Annotated in this window: 27 protein-coding genes and 1 pseudogene; 18 read left to right on the top strand and 10 right to left on the bottom strand. The window is 42.1% G+C overall.

Features of this window, described 5'->3' with window-relative positions; translation table 11 throughout:
- Together ACFQ3W_RS25535 and ACFQ3W_RS25530 are read right to left on the bottom strand one after the other, a co-directional pair.
- A partial coding sequence (locus tag ACFQ3W_RS25535; RefSeq protein WP_379322063.1) for a transposase occupies positions 1–142 on the bottom strand: 142 nt, incomplete at its 3' end.
- A gap of 75 nt (positions 143–217) precedes the next feature.
- Positions 218–493, bottom strand: a pseudogene (locus tag ACFQ3W_RS25530) (amidase family protein); the annotation flags it as partial.
- 150 nt (positions 494–643) lie between these two features.
- Between ACFQ3W_RS25530 and ACFQ3W_RS25525 the strand changes: the two are divergent.
- From ACFQ3W_RS25525 to ACFQ3W_RS25490, 8 genes are all read left to right on the top strand, one after another.
- Positions 644–1,270 carry a type 1 glutamine amidotransferase family protein gene (locus ACFQ3W_RS25525; RefSeq protein ID WP_379322060.1) on the top strand — a complete coding sequence of 209 codons (627 nt, stop codon included), beginning with the start codon at positions 644–646 and terminating at the stop codon, positions 1,268–1,270.
- Between the two features lie 163 nt (positions 1,271–1,433).
- A complete protein-coding gene (locus ACFQ3W_RS25520) occupies positions 1,434–2,408 on the top strand; it encodes a helix-turn-helix transcriptional regulator (RefSeq protein WP_379322059.1) in 975 nt (324 codons plus the stop codon).
- Positions 2,409–2,485: 77 nt separating this feature from the next.
- Complete coding sequence (locus ACFQ3W_RS25515; protein WP_379322058.1) at positions 2,486–3,004, top strand: VOC family protein; 519 nt, start codon at positions 2,486–2,488, stop codon at positions 3,002–3,004.
- A gap of 169 nt (positions 3,005–3,173) precedes the next feature.
- Positions 3,174–4,031: an aminoglycoside 6-adenylyltransferase gene (locus ACFQ3W_RS25510; protein WP_379322057.1), complete on the top strand. Its 858-nt coding sequence runs from the start codon at positions 3,174–3,176 to the stop codon at positions 4,029–4,031.
- Entirely contained in the window at positions 4,012–4,707 is a 696-nt protein-coding gene (locus ACFQ3W_RS25505) for a response regulator transcription factor (protein WP_379322056.1), read from the top strand. Before ACFQ3W_RS25510 ends, ACFQ3W_RS25505 begins: the two co-directional genes overlap by 20 nt.
- A 28-nt stretch (positions 4,708–4,735) precedes the next feature.
- Positions 4,736–5,638 (top strand): sensor histidine kinase, encoded by a 903-nt coding sequence (locus ACFQ3W_RS25500; RefSeq protein WP_379322055.1) that lies wholly within the window; start codon positions 4,736–4,738, stop codon positions 5,636–5,638.
- A gap of 104 nt (positions 5,639–5,742) precedes the next feature.
- On the top strand, positions 5,743–6,657 hold the full coding sequence (locus ACFQ3W_RS25495) for an ABC transporter ATP-binding protein (RefSeq protein WP_379322054.1): 915 nt from the start codon (positions 5,743–5,745) through the stop codon (positions 6,655–6,657).
- A complete protein-coding gene (locus ACFQ3W_RS25490; protein WP_379322053.1) occupies positions 6,658–7,365 on the top strand; it encodes an ABC transporter permease in 708 nt (235 codons plus the stop codon).
- 83 nt (positions 7,366–7,448) lie between these two features.
- Here the strand turns inward: ACFQ3W_RS25490 and ACFQ3W_RS25485 are convergent, their stop codons facing one another.
- Positions 7,449–8,801, bottom strand: coding sequence for a hypothetical protein (locus ACFQ3W_RS25485; RefSeq protein ID WP_379322052.1), 1,353 nt, complete (start codon positions 8,799–8,801; stop codon positions 7,449–7,451).
- A gap of 173 nt (positions 8,802–8,974) precedes the next feature.
- Between ACFQ3W_RS25485 and ACFQ3W_RS25480 the strand changes: the two genes are divergently transcribed.
- Entirely contained in the window at positions 8,975–9,238 is a 264-nt protein-coding gene (locus tag ACFQ3W_RS25480; RefSeq protein ID WP_379322051.1) for a YciI family protein, read from the top strand.
- 652 nt (positions 9,239–9,890) lie between these two features.
- A complete protein-coding gene (locus ACFQ3W_RS25475) occupies positions 9,891–10,067 on the top strand; it encodes a hypothetical protein (RefSeq protein WP_379322050.1) in 177 nt (58 codons plus the stop codon).
- Positions 10,068–10,642: 575 nt separating this feature from the next.
- Here ACFQ3W_RS25475 and ACFQ3W_RS25470 read toward each other — a convergent pair.
- Both ACFQ3W_RS25470 and ACFQ3W_RS25465 read right to left on the bottom strand, forming a co-directional pair.
- Positions 10,643–11,296 carry a glycosyl hydrolase family 95 catalytic domain-containing protein gene (locus ACFQ3W_RS25470; RefSeq protein WP_379322062.1) on the bottom strand — a complete coding sequence of 218 codons (654 nt, stop codon included), beginning with the start codon at positions 11,294–11,296 and terminating at the stop codon, positions 10,643–10,645.
- Between the two features lie 69 nt (positions 11,297–11,365).
- Positions 11,366–12,946: an MDR family MFS transporter gene (locus ACFQ3W_RS25465; protein WP_379322049.1), complete on the bottom strand. Its 1,581-nt coding sequence runs from the start codon at positions 12,944–12,946 to the stop codon at positions 11,366–11,368.
- A gap of 172 nt (positions 12,947–13,118) precedes the next feature.
- On the opposite strand from ACFQ3W_RS25465, the gene ACFQ3W_RS25460 reads away from it, so the two are divergent.
- From ACFQ3W_RS25460 to ACFQ3W_RS25430, 7 genes are all read left to right on the top strand, one after another.
- Positions 13,119–13,685 carry a TetR/AcrR family transcriptional regulator gene (locus ACFQ3W_RS25460; RefSeq protein ID WP_379322048.1) on the top strand — a complete coding sequence of 189 codons (567 nt, stop codon included), beginning with the start codon at positions 13,119–13,121 and terminating at the stop codon, positions 13,683–13,685.
- A 151-nt stretch (positions 13,686–13,836) separates the two neighbouring features.
- On the top strand, positions 13,837–14,436 hold the full coding sequence (locus ACFQ3W_RS25455; protein WP_379322047.1) for a Crp/Fnr family transcriptional regulator: 600 nt from the start codon (positions 13,837–13,839) through the stop codon (positions 14,434–14,436).
- Positions 14,437–14,500: 64 nt separating this feature from the next.
- A complete protein-coding gene (locus ACFQ3W_RS25450; protein ID WP_379322046.1) occupies positions 14,501–15,298 on the top strand; it encodes an SDR family oxidoreductase in 798 nt (265 codons plus the stop codon).
- Between the two features lie 178 nt (positions 15,299–15,476).
- Positions 15,477–15,896 carry a DUF1259 domain-containing protein gene (locus ACFQ3W_RS25445; RefSeq protein ID WP_379322045.1) on the top strand — a complete coding sequence of 140 codons (420 nt, stop codon included), beginning with the start codon at positions 15,477–15,479 and terminating at the stop codon, positions 15,894–15,896.
- Positions 15,897–16,018: 122 nt separating this feature from the next.
- Entirely contained in the window at positions 16,019–16,759 is a 741-nt protein-coding gene (locus ACFQ3W_RS25440; RefSeq protein ID WP_379322044.1) for a 4Fe-4S binding protein, read from the top strand.
- Positions 16,760–17,084: 325 nt separating this feature from the next.
- Positions 17,085–17,894 carry a pentapeptide repeat-containing protein gene (locus tag ACFQ3W_RS25435; protein WP_379322043.1) on the top strand — a complete coding sequence of 270 codons (810 nt, stop codon included), beginning with the start codon at positions 17,085–17,087 and terminating at the stop codon, positions 17,892–17,894.
- 100 nt (positions 17,895–17,994) lie between these two features.
- Complete coding sequence (locus ACFQ3W_RS25430) at positions 17,995–18,714, top strand: ketopantoate reductase family protein (RefSeq protein WP_379322042.1); 720 nt, start codon at positions 17,995–17,997, stop codon at positions 18,712–18,714.
- Positions 18,715–19,380: 666 nt separating this feature from the next.
- Here ACFQ3W_RS25430 and ACFQ3W_RS25425 read toward each other — a convergent pair.
- The 5 genes from ACFQ3W_RS25425 to ACFQ3W_RS25405 all read right to left on the bottom strand — a co-directional run bounded on the left by ACFQ3W_RS25425 (position 19,381) and on the right by ACFQ3W_RS25405 (position 24,649).
- Positions 19,381–19,677, bottom strand: coding sequence for a hypothetical protein (locus tag ACFQ3W_RS25425; RefSeq protein WP_379322041.1), 297 nt, complete (start codon positions 19,675–19,677; stop codon positions 19,381–19,383).
- Positions 19,662–22,049, bottom strand: a complete 2,388-nt coding sequence (locus ACFQ3W_RS25420; RefSeq protein ID WP_379322040.1) for an ABC transporter permease — start codon at positions 22,047–22,049, stop codon at positions 19,662–19,664. Before ACFQ3W_RS25420 ends, ACFQ3W_RS25425 begins: the two co-directional genes overlap by 16 nt.
- Complete coding sequence (locus ACFQ3W_RS25415) at positions 22,046–22,729, bottom strand: ABC transporter ATP-binding protein (protein WP_379322039.1); 684 nt, start codon at positions 22,727–22,729, stop codon at positions 22,046–22,048. Before ACFQ3W_RS25415 ends, ACFQ3W_RS25420 begins: the two co-directional genes overlap by 4 nt.
- A gap of 79 nt (positions 22,730–22,808) precedes the next feature.
- Positions 22,809–23,990 (bottom strand): sensor histidine kinase, encoded by a 1,182-nt coding sequence (locus ACFQ3W_RS25410; RefSeq protein WP_379322038.1) that lies wholly within the window; start codon positions 23,988–23,990, stop codon positions 22,809–22,811.
- Positions 23,987–24,649, bottom strand: a complete 663-nt coding sequence (locus tag ACFQ3W_RS25405) for a response regulator transcription factor (protein ID WP_379322061.1) — start codon at positions 24,647–24,649, stop codon at positions 23,987–23,989. The genes ACFQ3W_RS25410 and ACFQ3W_RS25405 overlap by 4 nt, the downstream gene beginning before the upstream one ends.
- A gap of 180 nt (positions 24,650–24,829) precedes the next feature.
- Here ACFQ3W_RS25405 and ACFQ3W_RS25400 point away from each other — a divergent pair, with 180 nt between their 5' ends.
- The gene (locus ACFQ3W_RS25400; RefSeq protein WP_379322037.1) at positions 24,830–25,648 is read left to right on the top strand and encodes a MerR family transcriptional regulator; all 819 of its coding nucleotides are present in this window, start codon (positions 24,830–24,832) and stop codon (positions 25,646–25,648) included.
- Positions 25,649–26,091 lie beyond the last annotated feature (443 nt).

The following is a 26,091-nucleotide window of genomic DNA, read 5'->3' as shown; positions in this document are numbered from 1 at the left end:
CTCGATATTGTTTAACCCATTTATACAATGAATACGGGGAGATTCCATGTTTTCGTGCAGTTAATGCTACATTCCCCCGGTCTAGTGCTTCCTCGACGACCTGTATTCTCAACTCGTCAAACTTACTATGTTGCACTCTCATACGGACTACCTCCAGCTAATTTTTATTGTATATTGTTTAGCCTGAAAGTGTCCAAGGTGATTAGGGGGCTTTATAGTTTTCTTTCAACAAAACAGGAATGCCATGTAAGTTACCTCTAATCCCTTTTATTTTTCTTTCTTTATCTAAAGCTTCTGCAATAAAAATCGCATCTGGATTTATTTCCGCAATAGAATTTATGTTTTGACCGCCTTGATCATATTTCGCAATGCGATACATGTAGTACATAACAAGTTCTCTAGAGCTAATTTCCCCTCTGTTCATTGCTTCTTGTAATTCAAAAATGGTTAATTCCTCACCATTTCTATTTTTTAGCTCAAAATTAGGTTCCATTGGATCTCTCCTTCAATGAAATAGATTACTAAATCCACATTACCATATACTAGGAAACACCGCTTCACTGACCGTAGGTGTCAGTGATGCTGTACTATCATGGTGATAGATATTGATCATCCAATTTTGATGTAAAAGGAGCATTTTAATATGAGCAGCACTGTATATGTTTATGTATTTGATACGATGGCAGATTGGGAGATTGGTTATTTGACTGCCGAACTAAATTCAGGAAGATATTTTAAGAAAGGGCTATCCCCAGCAAAAATAGTTACCCTGGGAGTTGAAAAGACTCCTGTTACTACAATGGGAGGTTTGAAAATATTACCTGATATTACACTAGAGGAGTGCAGCATGAAAAGCACGGATGCTTTGATTTTACCGGGTGGGGATACCTGGATGGAAACCATCCATGAACCTATAATAAATAAAGCAGCGCAGTGTATAAAAGAAAATATAGTTGTAGCCGCAATATGTGGCGCTACGATAGGGCTGGCCAAGAATAGCTTGCTGGACTCAAGACGGCATACAAGCAATGATTTAGGATACCTCAAAATGGTATGCCCCGATTATAAGGGTGAAAATTACTATGAAAATGAGCCTGCTGTTGCGGATGGGAAATTAATCACTGCTTCGGGGGTAGCTCCATTGGAATTTACTGTTCAAGTCTTGAAAGCTTTGGATGTGTTTTTGCCAAAAACATTAGATGTTTGGTATAAGCTCTATAAGACTCACGAATCTAGTCATTTTTATGAGTTAATGAATTCAATTCTATAGTCGGAGATTGGACGAAATGAGTCAAAGAGGGGCTAAAGCCCCCCTCATCCGAACCTTTGATATGGAGCAAGTGAAAATCGGAATCCCTCTCCCCTTCACAGACCATTGTCCAGCGCTTACCGAATTTGATAAGCTAAAGTAAACACTATTTCCAGGGGGTACCATGTCAAAAAGCGATAACATGCTGGCCATTCTATGGATGCTGAATTCCGGAGAAAAAATAACCGCGAAAAGAATAGCGGAAAAATTGGAGATTAACGTGCGAACGGTTTATCGCTATATCGATTCGCTTTGTGCCAGCGGAGTCCCTATCGTGTCTGATGCGGGGCAAAATGGAGGTTACAGCCTGCTGAACAAATTCATCAGCGCGCCTTTGGTCTTCGATGTTGAGGAGCAAAAGGCGATTCTTCAAGCCGCCGTATTTGCCAAAGAAGCAGGGTACCCTTTCAGTGAAGCATTAATCAAAGCAACCCAAAAGCTTAAAATGTATGCAAACCAAGAACAGGAAAGTATTCTCAACCGTCATCTTACCGGTTTTGAAGTGATTAGCCGTGACATTCCCCCTTCCCTTAAGCCGACACTTACGGAGCTGGAGCTGGCTGTGGCAAACAGCTACTCTTTAGAGATTGATTATCTCACAAGTCATGAACAGCAATCCAAGCAACGAGTGATCGATCCTTATGGCGTGATCTATTGGAATAACAAATGGTACACAGTTGCATTTTGCCATCTGAGAAATGAAATTAGAAGCTTCCGTGCTGAACGGATATTACAGATAACGCGAACACAAATGGCGTTTATACGGCCTGACGCCTTTTCTGCCAAGGAGTTTTTCCTGCAAAATCTTCTACCAGATCCGGCAGGAAAAGAAGGACTGACATCTCTAATTGTCAAAGGCCGGCCAGAGGCATTGGATGATCTCTGCATACATTGGTTTTTGGGCCATCATCTAAAGGAGAGGACTTCAAATCAAGCAGTCTTTCTAATTGATGAACAAGTCATTCACGCTTACGTACCGTATTTTCTCTTATCCTACGGGAAAGCTATTCATGTGATAGAACCTCAAAGCCTGAGGAAAAAACTTGCTGCCGTCGCCTCTGAGTTAATGGAATATTATCAAGCTCAGCCGCTTCACTGACAGCCGTTGTCAGTGAAGCTGTTTTATATTTGGGAAGAGCATCCGTAAGGTGCTTTATGATTTTAGGAGGGATAACCATGACAGAATACATTGGAGCCACCGGAAACTATACAAAAAATGGAGTGCCTAACGGATTTACGTCGATCACACCGTTTATCGCAGTAAATCAGCCTTCTGAAGCCATCGAGTTCTATAAATCCGTTTTTCATGCAAGAATTAAGGATATCACTGAATTTCCAGACGAAAATGGCAATACAATAGTCGCTCATGCGGAGCTCGATTTTGGAAACGGCTTTTTGCAATTGGGTGCGGCGAATCCGGCCTTCAAACTGGTTTTGCCGCCTTCTGGGGAAAATGCCTGTTATTCATTGAGCCTATATGTTGCTGACGTTGATCAGGTGTTTGAAGCAGCAGTAGCCCATGGAGCGAAAGTCAGAGAGCCTATTGCCAACTTTGTTTCTGGTGATCGGTATGGAAGCATTTTGGATCCCTTCGGAGTTCGATGGACCCTGATGACTCGAATTGAGGATTTATCGGAAGAGGAAAGTAATCGGAGGGTTAAAGCATGGGCTGAAAGTATGAAGAGCGAACTTTAAGCCAATCAAATGAGAACATTAAGCAACATGTCTGGCAGGGAGACGATCCCCTGCTTCTTTTTTTACCCGCAAACCGCTAAAAATTTACAACAAATGATTAATAATATGCAATCCCTTTCAGATCTGTTGTGGTAGTATGGCAGCATAAACAAGGAAAGGGAATGTTACCATGCATAAAGATTTAGAAGCGGCATTTAACAGAGTCGTAGAAATGTTAAAAAAAGATCAGCGCTGCAAGGGTGGCTGGCACTATGGGTCCATAAGCCGCGGGGCGGAAGATATTTACTCGGATTATGATCCTGTTTTTCTGGTTGCGGATAGGGATTTTGAGCAGTTCGACGCAGATGTTCCAAAAGCACTCGCAGCGGCTTCAGACGAGCTTTTAGTTTTCTGGGGCGAGAGTTTTAACAATGATCATTTCAAAAATTACTGCAGCGTCATTCGTCTGGGCAGCGATTTGCACCAGTTTGATTTCTTTATCATTAATGCGGATTATCCCGAGGAATGGATGTGCAGACAGCATTGCAAAGGCTGTACAAGCGACAATATTATTTTTGACAGGACCGGGGAAGTAGCTACTTTCCTTGACAAAGGATATAGAACGGATAATGATATTCCCGATCCTGTAAGGGCTATGGATACATACTGGTTGCATACAGAAATGTTGATTAAATATTTTAAGCGCAAGGATCTATTTAAACTCATAAAGAATATAGACATATTGTTCCACTCGCATGTAGACCTTCTGTTAAGCCAATATGATACGCTAGACTGGGGTGCATGGGAAAGTAAAGTGAAGTATTGTGTTCCTGAGGAGAAGCAGGAGCATCTGAAGCATTATTTTACAAATGCAGAATTCTCAGCTTTAGAAGCAGCCGTTAAAAGGAGTATAGTTTTATTTAAACAGGATGCAGAAGAAATATGCCGGGCTAAAGGCATTAACTACCCGGCCAGAATCGCGGAGCAAGTTGTTACATACTTTAATCGAAGAATGGAAGATAAAGATTGTGAAGCTATTAATTATTGAAGACGATTCAGAGATTGGCGAAATGTTAAGTGATTTTTTGAAAAGTGAAGCTTACGAGGTTGAAATTGCGGTCGATGGCGAGCTAGGTGTTCACAAATTTCAAGACTCTTCTTTCGATCTGGTTTTGCTAGATATTATGATACCTAAAATCAATGGGCTCGAAGTCATGCGAAAGATCAGGTCGATAAGCGTGGTTCCTATCATTATTATATCTGCAAAAGATACCGATTCCGATAAGTCATTAGGGCTGGGATTAGGTGCTGATGATTACATCACAAAGCCCTTTTCCGTCACAGAGGTGCTGGCAAGAATCAAGGCAAATATCAGACGTTCAACGCAATATGCTCAAAATAACAACCAGGAACCAAAAATACTTACTGCTGGCGGATTGGTCATGAACTTAGAAGATTATTCGGTGACTCGAGACGAACAGGCTGTAGGGCTAACATCCAAGGAATTTGAGATACTAAAACTTCTTATGCAGAATCCAAAAAAGGTGTATACGAAGGCTCAGATTTACTTCATGGTTTGGAAAGACGCTTATTGTGGGGATGAAAACGCCGTGAATGTCCACATTAGCAGAATTCGAACAAAAATCGAAGATGACCCCAGGAATCCAAAATATATCGTAACGGTATGGGGAATTGGATACAAATGGGGTGAACAGGATGGTTGATTCTTTATACATATATCTGCTACTTTTCGTGATTGCTGCACTGATCTTTAGTTTGATGATGCTGTTCAAATCCCAGAGAAATAGCTTAAAAAATATACAGCAAATCAGCGACAAGCTTTCACAAATACTGGATAAGGATACGGATGAAAAATTGATGGTATTCACAGATGATAAGGTGCTGGCCCAATTACTTACCCAGATAAACCGCGTATTGGAGGATCGCCAGCGTATCAACGTGGAATACCGCAGGTCAGAAATTGCTTCAAAACGTATGTTGTCCAACATATCTCATGATATCAAGACACCTCTGACCGTCATTCTCGGCTATTTGGAAATGATTATGCTAAATGCAAAGGATGACGCCGCTATGCTTAAAAAGGTAGAAAACAAGGCAAAGCAGCTCATGGACTTGATTCAGAGATTTTTCACCCTGGCTAAAATCGAGGCTGGTGACACAGAAGTTGGGACTACCCGCATTAATATTAATGAATTGTGTAAAGAAAATATATTAGATTTTTACAGCATTTTGCATGAAAAAGGGTTCATCGTTGACGTACATATCCCAGAAGAAGCTGTATATGTCTACGGTAATGAAGATGCCTTAAACCGTATCCTATTCAATCTGATCTCTAATGCCATCCATCATGGACAGGAAGGGAATTATCTCGGTGTTGTACTGCGGTATGACACTGTTTTTGCATGGATTGATATTGTTGATCATGGTAAAGGTATTGAAAAGTCTTTGGCCTCGAAAGTGTTTGACCGTTTGTATACGATGGACGATTCAAGAAACAGCAAACTTGGTGGAAGTGGCCTTGGTCTGGCCATTGCGAAAACATTAGCTGAGAAATTAGGCGGCGATATTTTGCTGGAGAGTAATCCTTATGAAAAGACTGTTTTTACCGTGAGATTAAAAAGAATGAATTACTAAAATGCGGGGCGGGTTTTTTCTCGCGAAAGAAATTTGAAAGATTTAATCAAGAGTTTTGAAAAACAAAGTTGGTAGAGTGATCTCTAAAGAAAGGAGAGTTATACATGCCAACTATTTTACGGACGCAAAAGCTTACTAAATCCATTGGAGGGAAAGAGATTGTATCCCATGTAGATATCCATGTGAACAAAGGCGATATCTATGGATTCCTTGGCCCAAATGGAGCCGGCAAAACCACAATCATGAAAATGATCACAAATCTGTGGAAGCCCACTTCTGGCGAAATTGAATTGTTTGGGGAAAAGCTGACTTCAACTTCTTATGAGGTCCTCAAACGAATGGGAAGCATTATCGAGTATCCTGTTTTTTACGAAAGACTTAGCGGAAGAGAAAACTTAGAGCTGCATGGTGAATATATGGGCTATTACAGTCCTAACAGTGTGCAGAAAGCAATGGATATGCTCGAATTATCCTACACGGATCATAAACCGGTTCGCAGCTACTCCCTTGGGATGAAGCAGCGTTTAGGCATTGCAAGGGCTATATTGACGAAGCCAGAGTTTCTTGTTTTGGATGAACCAACCAATGGTCTGGATCCTGCCGGTATCAAACAAATGCGTGATCTGCTCAAAGTGCTATGTCATGAATACGGAATAACCATTATGATTTCCAGCCACCTTCTATCTGAAATTCAAAACCTGGCTACAAAAATCGGTGTCATTCATCACGGCAAGATGGTGAAAGAAATCGCGATACAAGAAATTTTGGATATGAATCTGGCCTATGTGGAATTGACGACATCCAATATACAACATGCCTCCTTTGTCCTCGCCGATAAATTAAACATTCACAATTTCAAAGTTGTGGATGACAATAAGCTTCGCATATATGAAAAGCAAAGTTCGGTTGAGGAGCTTACCAAAGGCTTGGCGATGAATGACGTCCCTATTGAGAGTATCAACGGTCAAGTGGAGTCATTGGAAGACTACTTCCTTAAAATAACAGGGGAGGATAAATAGATGTTTAAATTAATAAAACTAGAATGGAAGAAAAATAAAATCTCCAAATACATCCGAAATGCTATCATTTTATCGACGATATTAGGGCTTTTTCTATTTGCTCAATGCTTCCTTGGAATTGCTAATGACCCGGATACCGGAGTTCCTGATGCAGCCGCTGGCACCAATAATATTTCTTCTCAGGTTGAAATACTTTCAAGTGCTTCGTTTTTAGTGTTTACAGGTGTGATGCTGGCTTCCTTTATCATCAACGCGTACAAAAATAAAACCATGAATCTAATGTTCTCTTATCCGATCAAAAGACAAAAAATCCTATTGTCTAAGATGCTTGCGGTATGGATTTTTAATTTTGTAGCTCTTGTCATTACGAAAATATTGATCTATGGCGTTCTCTATATGACTTCGGGCTTCCTAAAATCGGATTTTCCCGTCGACTATAATATGGCGGACCCCTCTTTCTATTTACAGATTGTTTTGAAATCATTCGTGACCATAAGTATCGGATTCATCGCTCTGTTTATTGGAAAAATTATGAAATCCTCCAAAGTAACCGTGATTTCATCCTTCCTGCTATTTATTTTACTAAACGGCACCATCGGAGATTTTACATTAGCGAACAATGCGATATTTCCGCTGATCTTAGCAGCTGTATCCGCTCTTTCCGCCATTTTGTTTATCGTAGGGGTGGAAACAAGGGATGTCGTGTAATTTTATCTCCCCCTATCACCGGCGAGCTTCGCAGAGTAAAGAAGCAATCCTTGTCAAGCGTTAGGATTGCTTCTTTACTTGAATTATAGATTGGATCTGAAAACGAGAGACGGTGCTTCAACCATTGCTTTAATGATTTCTTCCTGATTTTTAACTTCCACCGGTATTTCAGCAGTATAACATACCTCATTCTGCTTCCATACATATTTCACCGCTACTGTAGAGCCTGATCCTCCCCCACTATATGTAAAAACTTCATTGCCTTTAATGCTTAACAACCGGGGCTTAACCTTTTTCACCTTTCCTGTCACTGGGTTTCTAACGTTCACATAACCCTTCTTTAAAGCATTATAGGAAAACATATCTTTCCCCTGGTCGAATAATATCTCCAGCGAACCTGCATTATCATCGTTCAGTTCCTTACCGCCTATGTTGTAAATTGTAATCATCAGAGTGCTAGGAGTTTTCTGCAGTTGCGAGTTGTCCTTTTCGTCATAGCTGCTGCGTGTAACCTCATAAACATTGGAGCGAGAAGGAACAAAACCTCCAGCTAGAGTCGACGGCAACTTGGGTGCAAAACCAAGAAGCTCTTCTGCCCTTTTTAAATCTTTTTCATCATAGATGTTAAGAGACTTTCCAAACGCTTTGGATGAATATCTCGCATCTTTCACCTCTTTGGCGTACTTGAAGGATCCTGCCACTTTCTGTAAGTCCTCCATGGAAATCTCATTAAATACATCAGTTCTCCCATCCGACCATATCTCAGATTCAAAACAGTTAATGCTGTACCAGACACTTTCATCCTGCCATATAAAGAATTTACTAAGGTTTCCAATAGTATGTGGCTTGTGATTCTCGCTCTCTATATAATTTAATTTCTTAGTTAGAAATGTACCTTTCACCCCGGAAATTTCCATAGCTTCCTCCTGGATCGTAGGGTCAGCCTTGCCCTGCTTCTTTTTCAAATACTGCAGCAGGTTTCCCTTGGTGATTTGCATGTCAAAACGTTTAGTAGAACGTCCTACGTTCATATTTGTCCAAAATCGTATTAACAGTTCATTTTGATTATCAATTTTCTTCTCATCGAGAAATACATCATAAAGCTCAAAACCCGACGGAAGAAAATCAGGGACTTTAAAGTCAAAACCTGCATAATCCACCGCTCTTTCCAGACTATAAAATTGTTTAGTAGACTCATTTCCAATTCTGAATTTCAAACCGTCTCCCTTATCCAATGTACCGGCAGCCTCTGTACTTACGCTGGGGCTTATGCTGGAATTTTCAGCATTTGCATTTGCAGGTGTCAAGGAACTCACGACCAAGCACAGTAAAATTGCAGCTGCAGATATTTTATATGAACCTTTTTTAAAGCTCTTTATCATGATGATTCTCCTCTTAATCTGTTTTTTTGTTTCACTTAGGCATAAAAATTTCATTTATTCACCCCCTTCCCAGTTATAGATTGCATTTGTAAACTATACTTGTCAATTACTTTTCTAAACTACGTTTTCATTCAGACAATCCTCTCTATGTTTGATGCAATGTTAGTAATACAGTATTATTATTTCATTAACTCAAAGGAGCTTGAACAATAATGTACATATATTTGATGAAAAATATAAAATCTCTAAATAAGGAGCTCGTAGAGAGCCACGTGGAGCATCTGAAAGAATTAAAGCGCCAAGGTAAACTTGTACTTTGCGGGCCTTTTACGGATTATCCCGGAGGGATGGTCGTCTTTTTGGCCGAGGATTTGGCTGAAGCTACAAATATTGCACAATCGGATCCTTTTATCGCTTCAGGATGTAAGTCTTTTGAAATTAGAACGATAGAGCCAGCCAATGACGAAAATAATTACCTATTAGAGAAATAGACAACGCTATAAACAAGGAAAGGAAATGCTCCTATACATAAGGATTTAGAATCGGCATTTAACAGAGTCGTAGAAATTCTATAAAAAGATCAGCGCTGCAAGGGTGGCTGGCACTATGGATCCATAAGCCGCGGGGCGGAAGATATTTATTCTGATTATGATCCTGTTTTTCTGGTTGCGGATAAGGATTTTGAGCAGTTTGACGCGGATGTTCCAAAAGTGCTAGCAGCAGCTTCAGGCGAACTGATAGTTTTCTGGGGTGAGAGTTTTAACAATGAACATTTCAAAAATTACTGCAGCGTAATTCGTCTGGGCAACAATTTGCATTAGTTTGATTTCTTCATCATTAACGCTGATTATCCCGATACTGTAAGGGCTATGGATACTTACTGGTTGCATACAGAAATGTTGATCAAATATTTTAAGCGCAAGGATCTATTTAAATTAATAAAGAATATTGATATATTGTTCCATTCGCATGTAGACCTATTGTTAAGCCAATATGATACATTAGACTGGGGTGCTTGGGAAAGTAAAGTGAAGTATTGTGTTCCCGAGGAGAAGCAAGAGCATCTGAAATATTATTTCACGAATGCAGAATTTTCAGCTTTAGAAGCAGCCGTTAAAAGGAGTATGGTTTTATTTAAGTAGGATGCAGAAGAAATTTACCAAGCAAAAGGCATTGATTACCCGCCCAGAATCGCTGAGCAAATTGTTGCATACTTTTATAGAAGAATGGATGCTTAGGATTGTGAAGCTATTAATAATTGAAGACGATTCAGAGATTAGCGAAATGTTGAGTAGCTTTTTAAAAAGCGAAGCTTACTAGGTTGAAACTGCGATTGACGGCGAGATAGGTGTCCGACAAGCTTTCACAAATACTGCTTGTGTCAAGTAAGGACTAAAAAAAATTTACGCGTAAGCTATGAGCCATGCATATCTAAACCGAATTGTTTGTTGAGAGCTCGCTCACAAACAGACATATTCGAGTTTAGATATATAGGGCGACAGCCCGCGACTGAGCAAATGCAATTTGTGAAGTGCATGGCTCAGTACCAGTTATCAACTCACCAGAAAATGCAGTGTTCCTGCGGTCTCTGGTGAATTGATAAGTTTTGTTTACAGTTGTAATAATATATATGCAAGTGTGGCTGTCTAATATACAGATGGATCACGTTTACTTCCAGAACCAATGATGCTACTCTGGTCGCAACTAATGTGTGTAAAGCCACTAGGTGGCTTTGATTTTTGTTTCTTACACTCGATATGAAGTTATCAAGGTTCAGATGATACTGGTCACATCTTCATCAGAACCTTGCCTGATTTTTGCTTCCAGTAGAGAGAAAATTTATCCCTCTACTTATAAGCCGAAAAAACAGGGGGGTGTTTCACTTTTTTGAACATTTATTTTACTTTTCTTCGTAACAATAAAACGATTCCCCTTCCATACTTACCAATCTCAGGTTCTGGCACCCTGCTCAGAATTTTTGATAATTCTTGTCCGAACACTTCATCTTTATTTAGTATTTTTGAGGCCTCCATACAAGCATTAAAAAGTGCATAAATGATTTGACTATCCATCGATGCCCCCTTACACATGACCCCAATCTCTCCATTCGGAAGACGATACTCATTTTCAGGGGATATGGTCGGGCAGGTTACAAGTCGCCCATCAACATCCTCAACCAGAAAATCCACTAAAAATACAGCTGCTTCCCGCATTGTCTCATAAGCAGTATTTAAAAATGTAATATCTTTTGTAAACTCATAATGTTCCCATAAATGCAAGCTAAGCCAAGCTGCTCCCATAACCCAATATGTTGAACTTAAACATACATCCTGAGGTGCTGTATCTGCCCATATATCCGTAAAACCTCTGCACCCATACATAATACTAGCAGTTTTACGCCCGGGTTCCCTCATCCTTTCTAGAAGATCAAACAGAGGAAAATGGCATTCAGAGAGGTTACAAGTTTCCACCGGCCAATAATTCATCTGAGTATTAATATTTATGGTATATTTACTATCCCATATTGGTAGCATATCCTTGTTCCATATTCCCTGGAGGTTGGCAGGTAAGGAACCAGGTCTGCTACTTGATATAAGAAGATATCTTCCTCTCCATTTCTAATCCGTTCCATTCTTTCGTACGTAGGGAGATTGTCCAATTCTTTTTTTCCTAAAAGGTTTTTCTTTTATGAACAAAGAAATTACTAGTGTTAAAAATGATATGCCAATGCAAACAGTGAAAATAAGTACTAATGAATCAGAAAATATTTGCTTCATTTGGATCACAACGTTTTGAAAATCCACTAATAGGGTCTTCGGAAGTTCGCTGGATATAGCTTCTAGCGCTGATGGGTTTGATAAAACCTGCGAATTTTTGAGAGAACTTGCAACTTGGTCAGGAAGATCTCCTGTATTAATTCTTGCTAGCTTATCTGTTATCGTGGCGTTTAGTATTGTACCAAGTATCGCAGTAGAAAGTGTTGAGCCTAATGTTTTGAAAAACTGCACACCTGAAGTCACAACTCCCATCTGACTTTCATCGAAAGCGTTTTGAGCAATGGTATTAAACAATGGCAAGGTTGTTCCTATGCCAACACCTGCAATTAGCATGTAAAGTATTACTGTACTTTTGGCCGTATCCACTCCCATTTGGGCAAACAAAATAGTGGAAATAGTTAAAATGATAAAACCAATGATAATCTGCAATTTATATTTTCCGAATTTTGAAACCAATATACCACTTGCAATGCTAGTAACAACAGTACTTGCCATAATAGGAATAAGAAGAGTCCCTGTATGACTTGCTGTTTCACCAACAACAATTTGCAGGAACATTGGTAGAAATGTCATTATTGCAAGCACTATAGCGTTGATAAGAAACATCTCAACTGATGAAATATTAAAGTCGGACTTTTTGAAAAGTGACAACGGTATAATAGGGTCACTTACATGCTTTTCGATGAAAGCAAACAAAATCAAACAAACTACTGAAAATCCAAGCATAGTAAGTATTTGAGGTGAACCCCAATCATATTTGTTTCCGGCCCATGTTAATGCAAGTAGCATAGGAGCAAGACCAACAGTAAAAGTTAAGGCTCCCCAAATATCGATTTTTTTTGAGGTTTGCTCAGGTTTTTCTTTTGGCAAAGCAATCAATATAGCAATTAAAGCAATAATACCAATGGGTACGTTTATATAGAAAGTCCATCGCCAAGAATAGTTATCTGTAATATAACCGCCCAAAATTGGACCTACAATACTTGCAACTGCACCTGCCGCACCTAAAAGAGCAATATATTTTGCACGTTGCTTAGGCTCGAACACAACACCTATAATGGACAATGAATTTGCGGTTAATATTGCTCCTCCGATACCTTGGATCCCTCTAAAGATGATAAGTTGTAGCATATCTTGTGACATTCCACAAAGGGCAGAACCTAAGACGAAAACAATTATACCTAAAATGTAAATTAGCTTGTGACCAAATTTGTCAGCAAACTTGCCAAAAAGCGGCATACAGATTGCTGTTGTCATCAAATAAGCTGTAAATGGCCACGCATATAAATCGAAGCCGTTTAAGTCTTTCACTATTCCCATCATAGATGTTGAAACAATGGTGATGTCGAGTGAAGACAGGAGAACACCAAACATAACGGCAATTAAAACTATGAGTTTTTTTTGATTTGATAGATTTTTCACAAGCAGTACCTCCTGATATATAATAAACATTATGTTGATTATCTAACGCTCATTTAATATACTATGCTTACATTGGATAAACAATAATCAGATTTTCATCAAATGAAAGTTTTTCAACATAAAGTTAAGAAGTGTTGAAAAATAACGCTAAATTTTCGAATGGAGAATTTATATGAAAAAAAATAAAACCGATAGACGTGTAAAATACACAAAAATGGTTATCAAAGAAAGCTTAATAAAATTTTTAAAACAAAAGCATTTCTCAAAGATCACAATTAAAGAAATTTGTGAAGACGCAGACGTAAACCGCGCCACTTTTTATAAACATTATTTAGACCAATACGATTTACTTCATCAAATTCAGAAAGAAGTTGTTGATGACATTACTGGTTATCTTCGCAGCTATGACAAAAATTCAAAAGAAGCGCCTAAGGAAATGATTGTAAATGTATTAGATTACATAAATGAAAATGTTGAACTGTTTGATGTTTTGCTTAATTCAGACAGTACGTTTTATCAAGATTTAATTAACATTCTCAACCTTCAAAAACTTACAACATTAGTAGAAAATAGTCAGTTATGCAAAGAAGATATAGAATATATATTTCATTTCTACGCAAGCGGCAGTCTTGGAGTTATTCAAAAATGGTTGAAGGACAAGACGAAAAAATCCTCTGAAGAGTTGGCAGAGTTAATAATACAAATGTCAATGGAGGGACGTTCATCTTTTAATAAATAAAATTATTTTGATCCTTCATAAAATCTCATTCCTTTTTCAGCCAGTATACATGGTAGTTGCAAGTAATTTCTATTTCAAATCTGCATACACTCTTTGAATTGTGGCTACTCTAAAAGGCACAAATAAAAGGTCTTAGAAACGAGGCTTTTGCATGAATACGAATGATTACGATAGTTTATGGATAAATCTATTCAAAAATAAGGCGATTTCCCTCGATGAGGAAAGCATTGCTTTATTGAGGAATATTTTTAAGCCAAGGGTTTTAAAAAAAGAGATGTTCTTTCTACAGGAAGGTGAGAAATCTACCGAAATAGGGTTTATTATTAAGGGCGTTTTTCGCTCTTACTATATGGATAAAATAGGTAATGATGTGACAAAGTACTTTTATGCAGAAGGTACTACATTATTTTCCTATTTGGCATATCTATCTCAAAAAGAATCGATGTATTACATTCAAGCATTAGAAGACAGTGTAATTCTTGTAGCAAAGATTTCCGATTTTGAGAAGATCGTCGAAGGAAATTATCAGTTGCTTCTATTTTATAAAAAAATGATTGATGAAGTCCTGGTTGCGAAAGAAGAACATACGATTAGCTTTAAATTATTAAACAATACGGATCGCTATAAGCAATTCCTTACCTCCTATCCAGGCTTGGAAAAGAGGCTTAAACAATATCATCTTGCCTCCTATTTGGGAATAACCCCTGTTTCTCTTAGCAGAATAAGAAAAAATATTCGTCTTAACAAATGATAATGTGAGGAACCTCCAAGTGCCCTATGATGGAGCCAAGGTTAATTATTGGAGGTTGCTCGCTATGCAAAATGAAACTGTTGTTTTTATTACCGGATGCTCTACAGGAATCGGACGGGAGCTTAGTAAGATTTTAATAAACAAAGGATATACGGTCGTTGCAACTGCCAGAAATGTGGAATCCTTAGAAGATTTGCCTGCATCTCTGAAATTGCCGCTGGATGTCACCCAAAAAGAGTCTATTCATGCTGCAATCAACGAGGTGATATCACGATTTCATAAAATCGATATTCTCGTAAATAATGCGGGGTACTCCATTAGAGGCGCTTTGGAAGAAATTAACGTAGAAAGTGCGAAAAGTATGTTCGATGTAAATGTATTTGGCATCGTGAACATGATTCAGGCTGTCGTTCCAGAAATGCGGAAGAGACGATCTGGCAAGATCATAAACATTGGATCGATTTCAGGAAAGTTTGCTCAACCGATTAATGGCGCTTATTGCGCATCGAAATATGCAGTCGAAGCGTTAAGCGATGCATTACGGTTAGAATTGTGCAGCCATAATATTCAGGTAACGGTCATTGAACCAGGGCCTATTCAAACTAATTTTTTCAAAACATTGAATGATCATTCCAATGAGCTTATGACGAATCCAAACTCCTGTTATTCCGTTTACTATGAATCAGATGCTAGATTAAGAAACAAGCAAAACCTAACAGATTCTAAGGAAGCAGCAAAAGACATCTGTGACATCATAGTAAAAAGACGGCTTAAATCCCGCTATAAAGTGGCCGTTCCATTTACATACAAGATGATCACCCATTTTCCTGATACTCTAAAGGAATGCTTATTGAAAAAATAAAAGGTTGGCAGGGGCTGCCGAAGTCCCTGCTTTTTTTCATTCCTCTTAAATTGTACGCACGTCCGCTTTTCCCCATTATTTTCATAAGATCATTTCCCGTATCATCATCCGTGTTTCGCCCAATACACCCTTCCACTTAATCATAAGATATGTCGAAAACGATTAAAGGAGGATTTACATGGCGCATAAAGCGAAGGTAAGCCCACAATTTAAAAGGCTGTGTACCCAATTTGGAAAAATTCTTGGAGGTGAATCGGAAATTGAAGAAGGTCCGGTTTGTTTTGTCACCAGAAACAGGAGAATACCCGCTGCTATTTTAGGGAGACGTACCACCTCTCCTTTAGTCCGTTATCAATTGTTCTCGTTTGAATCGCTGGACAGTTCGGGGCGCGCACTCTGTTTAGGAGAAACGGCCCTTTTTCAAAGCCAAGTAAACCGTTTGCTCTCAAATCTTCGCAAAAACGGGATCACCGTTACTGCAGTCCATAATCACTGGTTGTTCGAGAACCCGCGTCTCATGTACATTCACTGGGAATCGATCGATAATCCCATCGCATTTGCCAAGAAGGTAAAGCGATCTATCGCTTTCTTGGGTTAATGAAGAGCCGTAGAAAAAGATGAAAATATTATGGATACAACAAAAGAGCGGGTGAATCCCCGCTTTTTATATTTTACCTAAATCTTCCGATAAAATAATCAGAGCCCTAAGGAGGGAGATCGATGAGATTACAAAAGATCAGAAAGCCAATAGTAATAACTACTGCTTTTTTATTTCACAGCCTGTTGATTTTCCATTTGCTTTTCTCTCCTGTAATTATCATCCTGGCTTCAAATAAAGGCATCGTCAACGCCAGTTTCTTTTCATTTGTTCTCATATTCCTTCTATCTTTATTTTTCGGAAGAGCATACTGTGCCTGGTTTTGTCCTGGATGCGGTGTGCAGGAGATCGTGGGGTTTGTAATTAAGAAAAAGGCCAAATACACAAAAGCAAGATACATAAAATATGTCATTTTTATAATATGGGTAAGCGCTATTATTACTGGTTATCTAGTTAGAGGATTTACAAAAATTGATTTGTCGTACGGAATTGAAAATACTCCATTTGAAAGAAAGCTCCTGCTCACTTTGGGTGCGGGCCTGATAATTGTTCCACTGGCACTCATTTTTGGCCGGTTTGCTTCATGCAAATATATTTGCTGGCAGGCTCCATTTATGATACTGGGTAAAAAAATTCGAGACCGGCTGAGCCTTCCCGGGTTGCGAATCAAGACAAATGCTGCCAACTGCAGAAAGTGCAATGCTTGTACACTGAAATGCCCTATGGATATCCAAGTTATGAAAAAAGTCCAATGTGGCGAGATTGTCGATGATGAATGTATTTTGTGCGGAAATTGCATCGATGCATGTAAATCCAAGGCACTTTTCTATAGTATTTCGACGCCTTCAAAACCCCTCAATTAGAATTAAAGAGAGCTTCACTTTTGGAGTGCTGTTTTCCGAGACTTCTCATGCTCTATTCCTCTTCATTCATGATTGGGCACAAAACATCATACGCTATAGCCAACTCTGTAAAACCGCCGCTCGCCAAGAAATGGCCACCGCGCTCAACCTCATAGAGGTCCCCCTCCAGCCGCTCAGGGGATGAGGAGTTCGTAGCCGTGAATAATATAAACTTGCTTTCTATCCTGTATATCTACCATAATGGTTTCAGCCTCCTAAATGATGATTAACAGTGATATTTTAACATAGTCGAATTATAACAGGATTAGGAAGTGTTGTTGTGGACATGAAGTGGCAATCAGATTGTGAAAAATGCTTTGGCCTATGCTGTGTAGCTCTCCCCTACGCCAAATCGGCCGATTTTGCTTTTGATAAAGATGCTGGTATCCCCTGCCGTAACTTAGGACCGGATTATCGCTGCAGCATCCATGAGCAACTACGAGATACAGGTTTTCATGGCTGTGTCTCTTATGAATGCTTCGGCGCCGGTCAGCATGTCTCCCAGGTCATTTACGAAGGCAAGGACTGGAGAGAACATGCAGAACTCTCAAGCCAAATGTACACGGTGTTTCCGATCGTTCAGCAACTGCACGAAATGCTATATTACCTGGCTCAGGCTAGAGATTTAGAGGAAACGAAGGACATTCATGCCCCTTTGCAAAGCGCTCTGGATCAAACCTTAGCTCTAACCCGGCTTGCACCAGACAAGATACTCGCCATAGATGTATCGGCGCACCGGGCTGCTGTAAATCAGCTATTACTCAAAACGAGCGAAATCGTTCGAAAAGATTTCCTTCATCATCCAAAGAAAAGCAAGGCTCGCCAAGATCTACTAGGCGCAAATTTGAAAGGTGCTGATCTGCGGGGTGCTAATTTTCGAGGAGCGCTTCTTATCGCCACTAATTTACGAAGCGCCGACTTAAGATACGTGGATTTTATCGGTGCGGACTTAAGGGATGCCGATTTATCCGGCGCGAACCTGACTAGCAGCATTTTTCTGACGCAAGCACAAGTGAACTCGGCGAAAGGAAATGAGACTACTAAGTTGCCTCAGTATGTACAAGCCCCCGCCCATTGGTTAAATGAACAGGCCTGAACCCAAAGTTACTTTCCTCACTGAGATTGTTTTTCAATTGGCGTTTAATAACAAATGAATGAAAAACTTTAATCCAAATTTCCGATGAGGGGAGGCTCATATGAAAGCACTCGTTTACGGTGCAGGCGTCTTAGGCAGCTATCTTGCACATGTTCTGGTACGTGCCAGCCATGATGTAACGCTGCTCGCTCGAGGAAAACGGTATGATGAACTGGTTCAGCACGGTCTGGTCATCCGACACGCCGCACAAATGAAGACAACCAAGGATCATGTAAACTTGATTCAGAGCCTGCAACCAGAAGACATTTATGACATCATCTTCGTGGTCATACAATACACGCAATTGGAGGGCGTGTTGCCAATTCTGGCAGCAAACCAGAGCAAGCTGATTGTACTTGTAGGTAACAATATGGCTCCAAGAGCGACAAAAGCTGCGATTTGCGGAAGCAACAGCGATAAAATCGTGCTGTTTGCTTTTCAGTTCACAGGAGGTCGGCGGGAGAACGGTAAAATAATCAGTATTCACGCAAGGGCAAAAATGGCGCTCGGCACCTTGAATGGCGAGGATTTTGCTCCGCAACGCAACCTATTGCAGGAGGCCTTTACAAGTGCGAAATATGCCCTGAACTTTCGATGCGATATGGAGGCTTATCTCCTCGCCCATGTGGCCTTTGTAATGCCAATCGCCTATGCCTGCTATGCCACAAACGGAAATTTGAAAAAAGAAGACAAAGCGCTGATTCAGCAAATCATGAGCGCTACTGCCGAGGGATATGAGGTGCTGAAGGCGAACGGTATCCGCGTCCCCCACCGAAGATGAAAATTTTGTTCACTACCATCGTACCAGATATTTTCTTATGCTGTAGATCTGTGCCAAAACCTTCATTGGGCGCCTTGCAGCTAGCGATCACGCGATGCACGCGGTTGCGGAAATGTCAGCGCTGAGCGATGCATTTGACCAGTTAAAAATGCAGGCCATAGTGTCTACCCCCGCGTGGGATACGCTACAAAAACACTTGGATAAAATGAAAAAGTGACTACTGCTCATTCCATTCATTTAGGCGTATTGAAATTACCGATATATAAACCTATGTGCAAAAAGTGCAGCTAAAAGTACTTACAAAGTGGGGACTAGCTCATGTCTTCCGCTTTGTTGTATGTTTTCGGGGTGTTGAATTAGCCTTTCATCAATTTATCAGGAAAACCTCCCGTTATTTTTGATGAAAAGGTAGATTTGACGAAATTAACAGGAAAACCTCCCACTAATTTTACTAATATCAGCTGTACTGGGGAAAATGCATCATATTAGTAGGAGGATTTCCATCAAATTTCTTTCTAACCGGTGATCCGTGGTCAATTAGCGTGAGGATTTCCCTCTAATTTCTCTTTAATCGGCGATCCGGTCAAATAAAATACTACTAGACACAAATGAAATCGCGACGAGGCTTTCAAAGACCGTAGGGTGGCTTATTATACCGTTTCATTATTATACTGTTTCATCCTTGAGAATCTCTACGATCGACCCTTGCTTCAGCCTTCTTCCCCCCAGCATATAGGCTAAAATAACGGAAGCGATAATCGCAGCCGCAAAAGCCAAAACAGGCAACACCGGCATATGAGGAAGAAACTCGCTGACATAAATCATGTTGATCTTTAGGAAAAGTCCGATGATCAGAAGATTTACCGGAATGCACAGCAAGATAGGCACCAGCCCGAAAAGTATCCCTTCCAGCAGCAGCATCCGTCCGATACCTTTTGGAGTAATTCCTACAGATCGCAGCATTGCAAACTCCTTACGACGCTGCCGCAGGTTGCCGGAAACAGTTGAGAACACATTGGATATCCCCCGATCCAGGCGAGAAACAAGGATACGCAGAGAATGATCGCCTGCAGCAACTGCCGACCCTGCTCATTTTTCCTGTTCATCTCTTCGATATTCCAAATATCGTAGTCTCCGGAGCCATACCATGTGTCGCACACCTCTTTAAGCTTCTTGACTAGCGGATTAATCAAATCCGCCTTTTCGGCCACGATTGGAGCCGATACATAACGGGCGCGCATCGCCCTAGTTTCATCCATGGACCCTACGATCTTTAGATAAACGCTGCGCGGCATAATCTGCATCAGCGTATAATTGTTATAACGTTCTCCCAGCGGCGGCATTTGCTCTGTTACAAATCCAACCTCAGTGAAAAAAGTATAATTACTCGTATCCTCCGCATACACTTTCTCCGCACCATTCAGTTTATCGCCGACCTGAAGCTTCAGGAAAGGAATCCGAACGACGTTACGCCGATTGCTGTGTATGTCATCCTTAGCCTGGTTCACAGCGATGGTCCGGGGCATGCCTTTCCCGTAAAACATGTCAGGATTCGCACCAATCTGTTTACAGTATTCCGCGAAGCTTTGATCATCAAGCGCGATTAAAGTCGTTCGTAATCTATACTCCCCCTTCTCCGCGTATAAATCAAATTTTCCGCTGGATGCCAAACGTGAAAAACCGCCTATCCCGGCCAGTTCTGTGCTCTGAACTTCCTCCCTCACCCACATCGAAGCAGTGACGTCGCTTACAAACATTGCGCTTCTAATACCGGGCAAAGAGCGGATTTGCTCTTCAGCTTTCGGGTCCATCACATTTCCGTCTTCAATCTTCAGTGTAATATCTCTTTCCGCTTCGTATTTATCGTCCCTATAAATAAGCTCATTCACATGGATAATCGACATCATGTTTAAGAACCCGCTCAGCAGCGCAAATGACAACGTTAGCGAAATCGTGGCCGTTCTATACGATCTTTTTCTGGCGTGTAAAGCACTCTGGGAAAGCTCGCCTTCTATTCCAAAAAGCTTCCCTAGCAGCGAATGCTTTCGCACCTTGCGAATCTTTATGTCGCCGCCTTGCCGGATAGCCTCAATAGGCGATAGCTTGCTGATCTTCCGCGCCGGAATAGAGGCGGACAGCCATACGGTGAGCAGTGCCAGCAGCACGGACGGAAGCACGGCAGGCCATCCAAACGTAAACACAACATCGCTCAAATCGTTGACCTTATCCATGGAGTTAATGTAAGCGATCAGTCCATAATCCAGCAGCCAGCCAAATAACACTCCTAACGGAATCGGCGCGGCAGATAAAATCAGCGATTCAAACACGACCGAGCGGCGTATCTGCTTGGGCGATGCTCCGATGCTTTGCAGCATGCCGAGTTGACGAAGTCTAGCATTCGCCGACATTTCAAAGGCATTGTGGATGATAAGGACGAACAGTCCAATGGACATTAGGGCGATCGCGGCATACATAAGCGGTACAGTAAATTGCCAAAGTTGAAATTGTCCTGCTTTCCCGGACGGAAATACGAAATATTTTGCCAGCAGGCTGTCGTTCGTTTTTACATTGTATTTTCCGTATTCATCCGGCGTATATCCTACGGATTTGGCAATCGCCTCGATATCGCCATATGCCGAATTGGCGTTATGAAATCGCATATAAACAGTAAGCTTATCATCCGGCTGGATCGACGCTTCATCGAGATATCCGTAGGCGAGATAGGCTGGTGTAACAGAGTTGGTGGTGACGTCCAGCTTTCCTACCACCTTGCAGCTTCGCTCCTCCTTAGGCGCAAAGCTCTCCCCGTTTTTAAGTATCGTACGAGGTTCCAGCGTTTCGCCGTTCAAGGTCCTATTTCCTATAGGGAGGCGAATTGTATCTCCGATCCGGAGGTCGGGATGGTGCTCAAAATACTGTTTCGATATCGCCAGTTCACCGGAATTTTCAGGAACGCGCCCCTCAGTAATCATTCGATGCTCGGGCATATCGCTCCAATAGTTTGGAGTAAGTCCGCGCATGATGAGATAAGGTCGCCGAGGGTCCTCAATCGTGGCTACCTCCCATGCTCCTTTAATCATGACCGCTTCCACATTGGGATGCTCCGTGACATATTTCAGCCGATCGCCGCGTGTGTCGTCATACAATTCGGCATGCCAATTCCCCTTTTCGAGCATCGTTAAGCGTATTCCATCGGTATACATCGTATAAAGCACACCACAGAGCGCTGATAGCAATGTCGTTGCGATCAATATCGCCGTCATGATGGCGGCGCTGCTTTTTTTGTTACGACGTACGTAATCCAAAGTATATTCTCCAAGGATGCTCATGCTCATCGCTTGACCACCTCATCGGATATGATTTTGCCATCTTCAATGGTGAGAATGCGATCGGCCTCCAGCGCTATTTTTTCATCATGCGTGATAAGAAGCACGGTTTGCTGATACCGGCTGTTCGACAATTTGAGAAGCTCTACGGTTTCCTCGGAATTTTTTCGGTCCAGATTTCCCGTAGGCTCATCCGCCAGCAAAATTGCCGGACGGTAGATAAGAGCACGACCGATAGCGACCCGCTGCTGCTGTCCGCCGGACAGCTGTCCCGGAAGATGATTCAGCCGATCAGACAAACCCAGCGTTTTGACGATTTCGGCAAAGCGCTCCTCATCCGGCTGTCTTCCGTCCAATAGCATGGGCAGCAAAATGTTTTTTCGCACATCCAGCGTTGGGATCAGGTTATAGAACTGATAGATAAGCCCTACTTTACGACGCCGGAACACCGCCAGCTTCTCCTCACTCATCTTGGCGATGTCGGTATCCTCGATCAAAATTTTTCCGCTGCTCGGGCGATCAACCCCACCTAACAAATGAAGCAGTGTGGATTTCCCTGAACCCGATGCCCCGACCACAGCAACAAATTCTCCCCGATTGACGGTAAGGTTTATGTGGTTAAGCGCTGTAATCATCGTATCCCCAGTGCCATAGGTTTTGTTTACATTTTCACAGGTTAAAAGCTGCATAAGCATGACTCCTCCTTTTCAGCCCTCATGCTATCAGCCCAAAATGACATTTCGGTGACAGAGGCAGAGGTTATCCAGGTCAGAAGTAGAATTTCACCGTAAACCTCGCTCCGCCACCCGGCGCGTTATCGGCCCGGATGCTGCCATTTTGCTGCCTGATGATGGACTGGGCAATGGCGAGACCAATGCCAACACTGTCCTTCGACGCATTTTTTCCCTTATAGAACCTTTTGAACAAGTGTGGCAGCTCCTCTTTACGGAAACCTTCACCCGTGTCCTCCACTATGATTTCCGTATAGAGTGGGTTTTGGGAATAAACGAGGGTGATTCGCCCGCCTTCCGGAGTATGCTCGCTGCAGTTTTTGATCAAATTCATTAATGCTTCCGCCGTCCAGGCCAGATCCCCCGTAAAAAACACCTCTTCTTCAGAAGCCATGACAAGCTGCAAATGCTTCTGCCGAAGCGTATCCTCCAACGGCTCTGCGGCGCGAAGAAACATCGCGTACACATTTACCGGCTCCCTCTTCAGCTCCAAGGTGCCTGCGTCAAGTCGCGACAGCTTCAGCAAGGATGAAACCAGCGTTTCCAGACGCCGCAATTGGCGGCTTAGGTTGTCCACGTATTTTGCATCTTCACCCATCCGCGTGTCCGAGAGCAGCTCAGTCATTAGCGACATGGATGTAATCGGCGTTTTCAGCTGGTGAGAAATATCCGCCAAATTGTCAGCCAAAGATTTTCGCTCCCGTATGGCATTTTCCTTCGTTTGCCGCAGCTCCGTAACCGTCTTGTAGAGCTCGTCCTCGAGCCTTGAAAACTCATCCTCCCGCCGCATCAGCAGCGTATCGCGGCCGTGATTAATGCCTTCCAAATAGGCGGTCAGCCCTTGGAGGCGTGAGCGTCTCTTCTTGTCCCTATAAAACCACAATACATAGGCCGCTGCTCCGGGAATGAACATCAGCAGCATGCCTACTCCAACCATGGTGTATGTATTTTTACTCCTAAACGTTCCTGGTGAGTAGTTGTACTGCTGCAGAATTCGGTCGCCTGAGGCATAATGTTCGGTAGAAGCCGCCTTTAGGGCGCGCATGAATGTATCCTCGGATGAGGGGGCCATATTATATGCGGCGCCAATCAGCTCCGCCGTAGCCCGATACTCCTGCCGAGCCATGACCATTGAAGCAGTAAGCCCCAGTGCAGCACCGACAAGGACGCAAACGCTAAGTACGGCAAGAATTCGGATAAAAGGCTGTTTCAGGCTCATGGCGCATCCTCCATTCTGTACCCGATGCCTCGGATCGTCTTTAGGCAGGAGGGATTGTCCAGCTTCTCGCGCAGCCGTTTTACAGTCACGGTAAGCGTATTGTCATTCACAAAATTTCCATCTGCGTCCCACAGCTTGTCCAGCAGTTGAGATCGGGTAAGAGTTTGATTTTTGTTTTCCAGAAAAACCGTAAGCAGGCGATATTCGCATGCGGTAAGACACAAAGCTTGCCCGTCCAACCAGGCGATCGCTTTTTGCTTATCTACCGTGATTTTTCCGCAATGCAGCACGGTCTGGTCCATGTCCAGAGCTTTCGTTCTTCTGAGCACCGCATTGATTCGAGACAGTAACACAGAAAGCTGAAACGGCTTGATAATATAATCATCGGCCCCCATATCAAGGCCCTGTACGATGTCCTGCTCATCATCCCTTACGGTGAGAAAAATGACCGGTACGTCCCGCTTCTCCTTCACATAGCGACAAAACTCGTACCCTGTTCCGTCCGGCAGGTTCCAATCGAGCAAAATCAAAGCGATCTCGCCAGTGAACGTCTCTTTTCCTTCTGCAATAGACGAACAGGCGACCGGTATGAAGCCATTTTTACGAAGCGCGACAGTAAGTCCAAACAAAATCGACTCATCGTCTTCGATAATCAACACTTTTTTCAAAATATCACCAGCCCTCTACCGACTACTATAGCAAAAACCTTCTACATGAAATATAAGTTCCACTGATTTGACGCCGATTTGCCATTCCTAGTTGACTCTCACATTATGGTATATTTTATGCTGTACATGAGCTCAAGGAAAATAAATTCACATATATGTGAGGTATACCAAATGCTAAAAATAGGTGAATTTTCAAAACTGTCAAGAATCAGCATCCGAATGCTTCGGCACTACGATGAAATCGGTCTGCTTGCTCCGGAAAACATCGACGATTTTTCAGGATACCGATACTACAGTGAAGCACAGCTTCCTATCGCTGGCCGGATTGCAGCTCTCAAGGAGATGGGCTTTAGCCTAGCGATCATCCGAGAGATTCTCACTCATTATGGCGACCCTGAAAAACTCAAAATCTACCTGCAGTTAAAACAAACAGAGATCAAGGAACAGGCTGACGCCCTGAACCAGCGGCTGTTGCTGCTGGAAACAACGTTAGCTAGACTTGGAAAGGATGATACAGTAATGAACTATAATGTGACGTTAAAAGAAATGCCGCAAAGAGCGGTAGCCAGTGTGCGCAAGGTGATTCCGAGCTACAATCAGGAAGGCATGCTCTGGCAAATTCTCATGAGCGAAACGGCTCCTCTTCATCTGGTGAAAGACGATCCATGCTATACTTTAGCGATATTCCATGACGGTGAGCACAAGGAAAGCGATGTGGATGTAGAGGTTCAATTGTCCGTGAAAGGCGAGTACAAGGACACAGAAAACGTGAAGTTTAAAACGGTAGCCCCCATTCAAATGGCGTCGGCCACCTATAAAGGCAGCTATGACATAGTGAACGAGGTCAACGAGGCCGTGGCCAACTGGGTTCGTGACAACGGATATGAATTTGATGGCTTGTCCTTCTGCATTTATCATGTTAGCCCCTATGAAACGCAAAATCCTGAAGAATTGGTTACCGAGGTTTGCTATCCGGTGAGAAAGAAATAGAACTCTAAATAAGCTGAGATGGCTTTGAGTTCTACTTTGGAGTGACAGAAGGAATGGGTATGGGGTTTCACCCCATACCCATTCCTTCTTTGTTCTACTTCAGGAACCTTCCCACTTCTTTTCATGATCAGCACCACCGAGGAGCACTTCGGTTCCGAGTATTTTCCAGCCTAACGATCCCCCATGACGCTATCTCCCTTTTTACGAGTTCACCCAGTCTGATTCAAGGTAATAGCGTCATCTCCGTCTGTAGCCCCGCTCCGATTGTTGTATTTCATACAACAATTTAGACGCGATACGGCTTACACACCACAGATTCGGCCGGGCCCCCGAATATTGGACACTTTAGGATCAAACCTAAGTTAGACTCAGTTATACGGCAATTTTAAATGCGTTTACTTCGTTTCTCTCCAACTTTGCTGCAAACTCGGCAGGGGAGTAGC

The sequence above is a fragment of the Paenibacillus puldeungensis genome, from assembly GCF_042678945.1.
In the GTDB taxonomy this organism is placed as follows: Bacteria; Bacillota; Bacilli; order Paenibacillales; family Paenibacillaceae; genus Fontibacillus; species Fontibacillus puldeungensis.
The sequence above is the reverse complement of the archived record's forward strand: the minus strand, read 5'-3'. Positions and strand labels throughout refer to the sequence as shown.